Annotated in this window: 6 protein-coding genes and 1 tRNA gene; 2 read left to right on the top strand and 5 right to left on the bottom strand. The window is 56.2% G+C overall.

Translation table 11 applies throughout. The annotated features are described in order from the left end of the window. Positions 1-5 precede the first annotated feature (5 nt). Positions 6-82 (top strand) — tRNA-Met (locus AC2TCY_RS22890). Here the strand turns inward: AC2TCY_RS22890 and AC2TCY_RS22885 are convergent. The 5 genes from AC2TCY_RS22885 to AC2TCY_RS22865 form a co-directional block, all read right to left on the bottom strand. Continuing rightward, positions 39-1610 carry a recombinase family protein gene (locus tag AC2TCY_RS22885; RefSeq protein ID WP_480851049.1) on the bottom strand — a complete coding sequence of 524 codons (1572 nt, stop codon included), beginning with the start codon at positions 1608-1610 and terminating at the stop codon, positions 39-41. The two genes, AC2TCY_RS22890 and AC2TCY_RS22885, sit on opposite strands and share 44 nt — an antisense overlap. A 65-nt stretch (positions 1611-1675) precedes the next feature. Next, positions 1676-2719 (bottom strand): tyrosine-type recombinase/integrase, encoded by a 1044-nt coding sequence (locus AC2TCY_RS22880; protein WP_480851047.1) that lies wholly within the window; start codon positions 2717-2719, stop codon positions 1676-1678. After that, positions 2719-4416 carry a hypothetical protein gene (locus AC2TCY_RS22875; RefSeq protein WP_480851045.1) on the bottom strand — a complete coding sequence of 566 codons (1698 nt, stop codon included), beginning with the start codon at positions 4414-4416 and terminating at the stop codon, positions 2719-2721. Before AC2TCY_RS22875 ends, AC2TCY_RS22880 begins: the two co-directional genes overlap by 1 nt. A 166-nt stretch (positions 4417-4582) precedes the next feature. Next, positions 4583-4789, bottom strand: a complete 207-nt coding sequence (locus AC2TCY_RS22870; protein WP_480851044.1) for a helix-turn-helix domain-containing protein — start codon at positions 4787-4789, stop codon at positions 4583-4585. A 180-nt stretch (positions 4790-4969) separates the two neighbouring features. Next, positions 4970-5803, bottom strand: a complete 834-nt coding sequence (locus tag AC2TCY_RS22865; RefSeq protein ID WP_480851042.1) for a hypothetical protein — start codon at positions 5801-5803, stop codon at positions 4970-4972. Between the two features lie 2124 nt (positions 5804-7927). Between AC2TCY_RS22865 and AC2TCY_RS22860 the strand changes: the two genes are divergently transcribed. After that, on the top strand, positions 7928-8171 hold a 244-nt coding region (locus AC2TCY_RS22860), incomplete at its 3' end, for a hypothetical protein (RefSeq protein ID WP_480851041.1).

The following is an 8171-nucleotide window of genomic DNA, read 5'->3' as shown; positions in this document are numbered from 1 at the left end:
AGTGTCGCGGGATGGAGCAGCCCGGTAGCTCGTCAGGCTCATAACCTGAAGGTCGTAGGTTCAAATCCTACTCCCGCAACCACTTTTACCGAACCAGCCGCCGCAAGGCGGCTTTTGTCGTTTTGGGCCAGCCCAATCATTGCTGCCAGGGCACCCTCCAGTTCGATCTGCACGCCATCCCGTTCATGTTGGATCGTAACACGTTCGATCAAGCCCCGGATGATCTCCAAAGCCCCTGTGCGGATCGACGGATCCGATAGTGCCCGTGCCAGATCGGCGACCTTGGAGCGATAGAGTTCCGACAGGTTAGGGTGAAGGCGCACAAGGGGCGGTGCGGGTTCGGAGAGTATTGCGTCCAGATCGGCGATCTGCGCTTCGAGATCTTCAAGCCTGGCCTGAAGACCTGAGGTGCGAATGCCTTCTGCAATCGCGTCATAAAACCCATTCAGTTTGCGCGCAGCTTTGTCCCGCTCGGATTGCAGACGGGTCCGGGCTACCTCCGCTGTGCCTGCTTCTGCGTTGGCGGCTTCGCTGAAGGACTTGATAAAAGCGGCCACTGCGTCGGGCTGCATCAGACGCTGACGAAGCAAATCCAGAACGGCGTCTTCCAGGACATTGCGGCGAATGGATTGCTTATGGGAACAAGTACCGAGTTTGCGGGCGGCAGAGCAGGCGAGGTAGTCGCGCCCGACAGTGGCGAGTGGCCCTCCGCAGGTGCCGCAGAATGCAAGACCTGTCAGAAGGTGCTTCTTGCGACGCTTCTCCCAAAACCGGGTTTCCTTGATGGCTTTGACGCGGGGATCAGCCTCGATCTCGCCTTGCCGCTGCTTGACCGCCTCCCAAAGTTCATCCCCGACGATCCGCAGCTCAGGGACCTCCGCGATGATCCATTTGGACGGATCGTTGAGACGGGAAACACGTCTGCCGGTCTCCGGGTCCTTGATGTAGCGCAGCCGGTTCCAGACCAGGCGGCCGATGTAGAGCTCATTGTTGAGAAGGCCTGTTCCACGAGTGCGGTGCCCCCGGATGGCCGTGTCACGCCATAATTTACCTCGGGGGCCTGGGACACCCTCGGTGTTCAGGCGGCGCGCAATGGCTTTCGGGGAGTGTCCTTCGGTGAAGTCATGTAACACCCGCCGGACGATCTCAGCTTCTGCTGCGTTGATCACTCGTTCCCCCGTGACGGGTTGGCCGTCGGGCCCGAGACGCCGGACGACATCATAACCGTAGCTGTTACCACCGCCGGAACGGCCAAGCTCGACACGCCCGCGCAAACCACGCCGGGTTTTGTCGGCCAGGTCTTTGAGGAACAGTTGGTTCATGGTGCCTTTGAGACCTACGTGTAATTCGCTGATCTCGCCCTCAGCCAGTGTCACGATGCAAACCCCTGCAAAGCTTAGCCGTTTGAAGATCGCGGCGATATCCGCCTGGTCTCGGCTCAACCGGTCCAGCGCTTCCGCCAAAATCAGATCAACCTGTCCTTCCTGTGTTGCATGGAACAGCGCTTGCAGACCGGGGCGCAACATGGAGGCGCCGGAGACCGCACGATCAGAATAGGCGTCAACAACAGTCCAACCTTCCCGCTCAGCACGTTCCCGGCACAGTCGCATTTGGTCATCGATGGATGCGTCTCTCTGCATTTGGCTGGAGAAACGGGCATAGATTGCAACTCGGGTCATCGCCGGGCCTTTCTCTTCTGGTTGATCAAAGCCGCGTAGTCGCGGCCCGCTTCAATTGTCTGTGCGTGGATGTAGTGGCGCTCGGCGGTTCCGAAGCTCGTATGCGCAAGAATTGGTCGGATCAGCTTGGCATGTTCCGGAGAAGAGCGGGCCAGGGTTGTCGCGGCAGCATCCCGAAAGAAATGCGGTGGAATACGGCGACCCGTCAGCTTCAGTGTCTGCTCCGCGATCCGGGGGCTCAGCGCGTCTTTCTTCAAAGGAGTACCAGACCGGCCAACCCACAGGACATTGTGATGCTGTTGGCCACGCTCCGTAAAAAAGGGACGGGCTTCGTTGATATAACGGCGCAAGAGCGGCTCAACGCTCTGGGGAACATCAGCTTCCCAGGGATGCCCTGATTTGGTGAGATCCCCGGGGAGCGCGACGGTCATCGTGTCTGCTGCGACATACAGGGATGTGCCAATCCGAAGGCCCGCGAAGGCGCGTCGCCGCATCGGCATCAGGGCCAACATCGCTATCATGGTGCCATCCCGCAGGCACATCATACTGCTTAGCGGTGTTGACGCAGCTTCTGCATGACCCGTCGCCAGAGACAGCCCTGCACGGAATAGAACCTCGCTGGACAGCACACGCCCAAGTTTACGATCCCGATCACCCCGACCCGCGGCGCGCTTCAATCCCGCTTTTAACTTCCGCTGAGCGGACCAGTCCTGCGTCGGGTCAGCCACGGAGAGGACACGCAACACGCCATCAATGAACATCAACCGGGTCATCGGCCGGGTGTGTGAGAGGTCCCGAAGCCAAGCGGAAAGGCGCGGCAGGGTCCCGCGTCGAGCCGGAGGCAGTGTGATCGCCTCCGCGTCGCTGGTAATCAGCCATTGCAGCCATCGGGCATAGCGCAATTCTAACGTCTTCAACGAGGTCGCGCGCAGATGAGCGAGGGCGCCGCAATCGTCAAGCGGTCCACCTTCCGTCTGAAGGTTGAGCCACATATCCCGGTCTTGCGCGGGCCATTCGTCGAGCGGCAGAACAAGGCTCATCAGCGACGCCCTTTCTTGGCGTCTATCAGGTCAGCAAAGGCGCGTGTTGCCGAACGTGCCTCAAGACCGGAATACATGTTGATGGTGTGGCTGACCTCCGAATGCCCGAGCAACCGACGCGCAACCTCGTAGCCGCCGGGATTGGCGTCGAGCCAGTTCATCACCGCGAAATGCCGAAACAGGTGGGCGTTCATCTCCAACCCCGTTTCTTTCCGGATCCGTTTGGAGATGCGCCCAGACAGAACGCCGGGATCAACAGAATGTTGACCATCCCTGCGGGGAAACAGCCAAGGCGTTCCAGCGGGGCAGAGTTCCGGACAGCGAGATTTGAGATGAACGTCGATCATGCGCAATACATCACGCGGGATCTCGAACTCGACAGGTCGCTCATTTTTTGTCTCGCCGTCTTCCAGAACCAGGTAGGCTCGGCCATCACCGGGACGGTGCAGGTGGCGTTCCAGGTGGATGCCAGCCAGGTTCTTCACGCGAACTGGGCAGACCAGCAGGATGGCGATGGCGAGCGCATCTTCGCGTGCCAGAGCCCAGCCATACGGCTTGGACGTGCCGCATGGTCGCGCGAAAATCCGGTCGGGTAGCAGCAGCAGGCGCTGCTGATGCCGGTCCTCCTGCAACACCCGCAGCCGGCTTCGGTTTTTTTGGGTCATGCCATTCTGAGGTTTGACGGCCAGGCGCGCGGCAAGCCCGATCAGCTTCTCGCGGCTGTCATCGGGTGCATCGAGTATCCGGGCCAGGTTGCGGAGCAGCGCGGCGATCTCGCTGATCATCTTTGTGGTCTGGTTGTTGGTGCGCGATAACATCTGGCGCAAACCGCGCTCTGCTATCACCGGATTGATCAGGACGTCCAATCCGCCAATCTCCGCGATCGGGATACCTGAGTGAACGAGTTCGGAGGCAAACCGAACCAACTGTCTTTGGTATTGGGACAGGGTCGCGGGTCGGAGTGCCCTGTTCTGACCGTCATCTGCCAAGGGGTCTGGATTGGACAGACGATGTATCAGCTTTGCAAGAGCAGTTTGGAATGGCGCTGGAAACGCGGTCACCGGAAAAGTGATGACCTTCCGACGCGATTCCAGAGGCAGGATGGCCTTGGGCCATTGTGAAATACGTCGGACCGCCAGGTTCCAGCCGTTGACAGCGGCACGATATGCAACCTCAGGAGATTTGCTGATCTCGTTGTGCGCAAGCGCTACTCGATAGGCCTGAGCATGCTCTTTACACACATTGGCAGGTTTGACGCCTTGCCGGTTCAGATAATGCACGAAGCGGCAGAGTGCGGGTTGCAATGTCTTGTCACTGGACGCCAGAACAGCTGCCCAGAGCGTGTGCCAATCGGGAGACAGATCATCGATCCGGTTGAAGCGGCGTTCCACCAGCCCGAAATATGCAAGTGCGGCCCGTGCATCACTGACTGCGTTTTGCCAGCTCTTCGGCGTGAGACCAAGCGAAGCCGGTGCAACTTTAGTCAAACGGGGCTGCAACCAGCGGCTATCGCAAGGCACATCCTCAGGAGGCAATCCAAGGGCTTTGGATGTACGGCGCAGGCCGGAGATCATATCGCGGCGGCGTCCGTCTGTCAGAGAGCTATCGGAGCGCAGCTGTTCGATAAGCTCGGCGAACATCGGTGTGTCGGCTTTGACGAAGGCTAATGTCAATGGAACGGGGCTCTGGCTAGTCATCGGGATTACGTTCCTTTGGACATGTCAGGTCTCGGGTGGACGGGTGTGGACAGGAGGTCCGATTCGGGAAAAGCGTAGCACAAAAAGTTAGAAACTTACGGAGATGCCTTCTTCCCGAAATAAACATAACACATTGACATTAATGGACATTAATAGTCGCGAGCTCCTACCAGAACTGTGCCTGCCGATAGGCGGCATGAGCTGCCGGATCAATGCGGATGAGGCGTCCGCCAGGGCCCACCCGAATAACCTCAAGCAGGCCAGCCGCAATCGCACGGCGCACCGTCTTCTCCGAGCAATTGTCCAGTTCAGCGACGTCTTTCACCGTCAGAAGCTTACGGGGTTGGCTCTTCTTGGCATTGATCCGTGGCATCCTGATGCGCCTCCTGTTGGTCAGAGACGTTCCGGCCCAGTTCCCGTACTGCCTGGGCAGCCAGCAATCGGACCAACTGGTCAATTGCTGTCTCAACCTGCGTGTGCGCGTGGTCGTCAGAAGAGGATATGGCAGGAACGCGTGTCATGCCATGACCATGACAACGCAGGCTTGCTCATTCTAAGTGTATTGATTGCCCAATTCCGGCGGCGCCCAGAACTCCTCAGCCTCTTTGGATTGTGCGTCGCGAAAATTATCCCGATCCCTTCGGATCGTTTCTCCGCTCAATTCCTGAACCGGATCCGTAATCATCTTCACTACAGCTTGGACGAACTCAATTAACAGACCCTGGCGCTGCCCACCTGGGCGACCATCGGAGTATGTTGTGATGCCGAGATCACGGCCTGCACCGCACCAAGTGTAGAAACAGGACTCCACGATATACTGGCGGCGTTTGTCGCTCGAAAATCGCTTATCACTAGGTGACATGTCCGCAGCGGCACCGGGCGTCTCCAGAATGTGTCGAATATCATCCTCGATGTCTTGGCTAAGTGTCGTTGCGGACTCTAGCTTGTCGAGGACTTGAGGAAGAAGGTCTGCGTCTTCTGGCGTCGACGCGAAGTAAGTTGAAAGCGAGCCCAATGCGTTCCGGAGTTCTTGTGCAGTAGTTGTGCCCCGATTGGCTTCCCGCAGGAGTGTCTTGAGATGCTTTTGACCTCGTTCAATCGCTTGCGAGCGACGGACCTCGGTCAGATTGATTGCAATGTCGTCCTCGTTGTTGAGGCAGTGACCAAGCATTGCGGACAAGTCGCGCACGAGCGTTGTTGGCAGGTCAAACTGGTCGCACAAGCTCTTTATCATAGCCTCCGAAAGTGCGCCTTGTTCTCCATAGCTGCCGAGCTTCCATGACATGGAACACTTGATCCCATCCATGTGCGGATAGATGGAATAGTCATCTTCAGTATCTGCAACGTCGCGATTGCCCTTCAGACCGCTGTCCGCGTTAGCGCTCATTTTATTCTCCGTTTGGCACTCTCTATTATCTGGTCGCACGTCCAAAAGTTGATGTGCAACAAGGCAGTATTGTCTGCTGAGAAAGGGTGCTGGTTGAAGCGAATCGACCCCTCCAAAAGTTGCACACAAATAAAAGTACGGGAAGAGAACAATTTGGCTAGGTTCTGCATAGAGCCGCTGGCCCGAACCGCCTGCGCTATTGGAGGGCTGCGGCGCTTCGAGCCAGCTACCGTCTGTACAGCGGGCGACCGCGCGAAACACAACGAGCAAAAATAGCAGATCAATACACTTAGTCAGCAAGAACGCAAAATCGGACGTTTCGGGCCGGGATGGGTCTTCCCCGTCTCCGTTGCGTCCGGTTTATACTTGCTGCTTTCCCTGGCGAACGACCCAAAAAAGCGGTGACCACGGTATGTTCGCCGACCGGCCTCCAATGGTGAACTAAGGTTCGGGGACTGCCCCATCCCGCACCGACGCGGCTCCTTCTGGCCCGGTGCAGAAACGCGACAACGGAACCCACCGGCCGACGGTTGTCTCCAGACGCCCGTCGGATCGGGGACCGCCGAGACCGTGCGCGGTCAAAGCGGGGCAGGTGAGAAGCCTGCGGGGAAGCGGCTGGCCACCGATAAAAGGCATCGCGCGGATACGAACCTGAAAGCGAAGGGCCTTCTCCCGCATGACGGGGGGAAGGAGCGGGGGTCGGATATTGTCTGGCAACAAGTCAGGATGGGATAGAGCCAGCAACGCAAACGGCTCGATGCGCGTGGCGCTGGAATAGCGAGAGGAACCCGCTTTGCGTGGGAACCCGACTGTGCACAACATATTACACGACCACAGTGCAGCGAATTGCTGGAATGTTGGATTTTGATGCTACATTGATCTGATGAGAAGAGGCTTAGCGACGCCGTTCGAGCGGCTCACCGGGCAATCATTCATAGGGCACATTGGTGGACCAGAAAGGTTCCTCACTCGTTTCCCGGCAACCTCTTGGGTTCAATGATTGCGCATGGCGGCTCGACTTTCTGAACCATGGGGCCGTTGACCGCCGCGTACAGGTTCTCAATTTAGGCACCTGAATTGCTGTCCGTCGAAACACCCGCCGGATGTTCAGATCGCCAGACAGCGCAGGATTGATGCCAAGTGGATACAGGCGCAGCAGCGCAGGTTGGGGTTTGCTGCGCATATGGGGCGGCGGTCGATACATCCCTTGGATGAGGGGGTGGATGTGGAGGTGCGGGCGGCTTGGGGTGAGGCGCGGAGCTATGCGGGGGCGGCCAGAAAGTTGGGAATGGATTACGCGACGTTCACAGAGCGGTTCATGAGATGTTGGATCGGAGGCGGAGGGAGGAGTTCGCCGAAAATTAGTGTTTTTTCATCTTGATTTCATCCCTTAGTTGTGTAGTTCGTTGACAAATAAAGCCGTCACACCCAGCAGTGAGAATTTATTCCGAAAGCTCAGATGAAGATAACAAGACTAGAAACAAAATTGAGCTGCCCGAGATGTGGTGAGAAACAGAAAAAGTCAGTGCTCCGGGCAACCTTTGACTTCGGAATTGGCATGCCCGCTATTCAGCCCTATCTTGGTTGTAATAGTTGTGGAGCAAAGTTGCGAGCGACTCTCCCTACCGGAAGCACAAGGTTTTGGTACCTAGCAATTTCATTTCTATATCCGGCATTAATTTTGATGCTGAATATTTATGGATTTGGGCCTCTAGTACTTATGTCCGGAGCTCTGGTCGGAATATATCTACTTTATCGATTTGGCTATAAATATTGGGTTGTTATTGAGATATGAACTTTGCTTTTGCCTTTTTTGCATTGATCGGAGTGGCTTGGAGACTTATGAAGTGCAAACGTTGCTCGAAATATGTTGGAGGTTAAAGGTGAAGGTTTGTTTGCAATTTTTAATTGAGCGCCGAAATGCCATTCTATTCTATGTTATTATTTCATTACTCATTATTGCAACGAAGATTTTGGCACCAGCCTTTTATGAAAGTTCAAGATACGCGCGATTGTTGGACACCGTTCCCGTTATCTCTTTAACGTTGGGAATTTGGTGGGAGTGGATAATGTTTAAGAAAACCAACAATACAAATAAAGATGACGACAAGAAGGATTAATGTTTTGGGAGAGATTCGTTTTAATGAAGTTCCGAGCATTTTAGGAACAGTTTTAGACACCTATTCTGACCAAAAATCTGCGCCATCAAATGGTCTGTATGGGGCAATTGGTAGTGTTGCAGGAAAATCCCTGGATGGGCAATTCGATTATAGAGATGCAACAGGAGTTTTAGGAGGGACGCTTGCCGGAGCATGGGCCGGCCCGAAGCTTCCCTTCCGCTGGACATTCACACCCCACTTACCGAAGC

It is taken from the genome of Ruegeria sp. HKCCD7181 (genome assembly GCF_057221055.1).
This window is presented reverse-complemented; position numbering and strand designations above follow the sequence as displayed.